Raw genomic sequence first — 2216 nt, 5'->3', positions numbered from 1 at the left:
GATGGGTCCGGCGCTGCGCCGCCGCCGCCTTTCCCCCGGGCGCGGCGCGCGGCGGCTCCGGGGCCGGGTCGCGGCTTTCCTGCCGGAGCAGGACGGTCTCGCTCTCCATGGGTCCTTTCGGGGATCGCCGCTCGGGCGCCGCCGCCGGACCGTGGGATCCGGCAGCGGATGGACAGGCCGGCCGATCGGGCCGACCTGTATGGCACGGCGCGTGCCAGCCACCGGAGGAGCGGCCGTTCCCAGTGGACCCGGGCTTCCGGAGCGAGAAATGGAACCAGCGAGGATGGCAGGCGTGATTGCCCGTGGCGCGGCGGCCGGCGTGGCGGCCTCCGTGGCGCAGGCGGCGCTGGGGAAGAGCTACGAGAAGCTGCTGCTCCCCCCGGGCGAGGACTCGGACCTGGCGCCGCGGCTGGTGCGGCGGATCGCCGAGCGCGCCGGGGAGCGGGTCTCCCACGCGGAGAAGTGGGCGCTCGGGACCGCCTTCCACCTCGGCTACGGGGCGTTCTGGGGGGCAGGGTACGCGGCGGCGCGCGAGCGGTGGCCGGTGCCGCCGCTGGCCGGCGGGGCCCTGCTCGGCGGGTTCATCTACGTGATCACCTTCCCCCGCTGGGGCGGCGCCGTCCGGACCGGGGTGGTGCGCCCCCCGGACCGGCGGAGCGACCGGATGACCGCCTTCGGGGCCCTGGTCACCCTGGCGTTCGGGGTGATGACGGCGCTCGCGTACGAGGGGATGCGCGCGCCCGATGCGCGGGACGGGGGTGCCGGCGGGCCCGGATGACGGCCTACGACGCGGTGGTGGTCGGCGCCGGGGTGAACGGGCTGGCCGCGGCGACGGTGATGGCGCAGGCGGGGCGCTCGGTCCTGGTCCGGGAGGCGAACTCCACCGTAGGCGGCGCGGCGCGCTCCGCGGAGCTGACGCTCCCCGGCTTCGTCCACGACCCCTTCTCCTCGGTGTATCCGCTCGCCGCCGGGTCGCCGTTCCTGGGCACGCTTCCGCTGGGGGAGCACGGCCTGGAGTGGGTCCACCCGGACGCTCCCCTCGCGCACCCCTTCGACGACGGGACCGCGGCGCTGCTGGAGCGCTCCTTCGCCGCGACGGGCGCCACCCTCGGCCCAGACGGCGAGGCCTACCGGGAGCTCCTGGAGCCGCTCGCCGCGCGCTGGGACACCCTCGCCGAGGGGATCCTCGGCCCGCTGAGGATCCCCCGGCACCCCGTCCTCCTCCTCCACTTCGGGGTGCATGCGCTCCGCTCGGTCCGGGGCCTGGGGAAGAGCCACTTCCGGGAGGACCGGGCGCGCGCGCTGCTCTCCGGGAGCGCGGCCCACTCGGCGCTCCCGCACGGGGCCGCGGCGAGCGCCTCGTTCGCCCTGGTGCTGAACGCCGCGGGGCACGCCGTGGGGTGGCCCTTCGCGCGCGGGGGGTCGGGGAGGCTGAGCGGGGCGCTCGCCTCCTACCTGCGGTCGCTGGGCGCGGAGATCGTCACCGACGCGCCGGTGCGCTCGCTGGACGAGCTCCCGCCGGCGCGGGCCGTCTTCCTGGACCTGACGCCGCGCCAGGTGCTGCGCCTGGCCGGCGATCGGCTCCCCCCGGGGTACCGGGGCGCGCTGGAGGCCTTCCGCTACGGGCCGGGGGCGTTCAAGGTGGACTGGGCGCTGGACGGGCCCATCCCCTGGGCCGCGCCGGAGTGCGCGCGCGCGGGGACGGTGCACCTGGGGGGGAGCCCGGAGGAGATCGCGGAAGCCGAGAGCCGGGCGTGGCGGGGAGAGCACGCGGAGCGGCCCTTCGTCCTGCTGGCCCAGCCGAGCCTCTTCGACCCCACCCGCGCGCCCGCCGGACGGCACGTGGCCTGGGGCTACTGCCACGTTCCCAACGGGTCCGGGGTCGACATGACCCGGCGCATCGAGGACCAGGTGGAGCGCTTCGCCCCCGGCTTCCGCGACCGGATCCTGGCCCGGAGCGTCCTGGGGCCGGCGGAGCTGGAGCGCCTCGACGCGAACCTGGTGGGCGGCGACGTCAACGGCGGGAGCGCCGACCTGGGCCAGCTCTTCTTCCGGCCCGCCTTCCGGCCCTCCCCCTACTCCACGCCGGTGCCGGGTCTCTACCTCTGCTCCGCCTCCACCCCGCCCGGCGGAGGGGTGCACGGGATGTGCGGGTTCCACGCGGCGCACCGGGCCCTGGCCGACGGGCGCTGAGCCCGCCGGCCCCGGCTCAGGCC

At 77.3% G+C, this 2216-nt stretch carries 2 protein-coding genes; both read left to right on the top strand.

From position 1 onward, the window contains the following. Window positions 1-268 precede the first annotated feature (268 nt). Entirely contained in the window at window positions 269-778 is a 510-nt protein-coding gene (locus tag VGR37_03370) for a hypothetical protein (GenBank protein HEV2146434.1), read from the top strand. After that, entirely contained in the window at window positions 775-2193 is a 1419-nt protein-coding gene (locus tag VGR37_03365; protein ID HEV2146433.1) for an NAD(P)/FAD-dependent oxidoreductase, read from the top strand. The genes VGR37_03370 and VGR37_03365 overlap by 4 nt, the downstream gene beginning before the upstream one ends. The last annotated feature ends 23 nt before the right edge of the window (window positions 2194-2216 follow it).

The organism is Longimicrobiaceae bacterium (genome assembly GCA_035936415.1).
Classification (GTDB): domain Bacteria; phylum Gemmatimonadota; class Gemmatimonadetes; order Longimicrobiales; family Longimicrobiaceae; genus JAFAYN01.
This window is presented reverse-complemented; position numbering and strand designations above follow the sequence as displayed.

What these genes read in the sequence shown, in the direction of transcription:
- VGR37_03370 (HEV2146434.1), top strand. Translation starts at nt 269, where the DNA reads ATGGAACCAGCGAGGATGGCAGGCGTGATTGCCCGTGGCGCGGCGGCC.
- VGR37_03365 (HEV2146433.1), top strand. Translation starts at nt 775, where the DNA reads ATGACGGCCTACGACGCGGTGGTGGTCGGCGCCGGGGTGAACGGGCTG.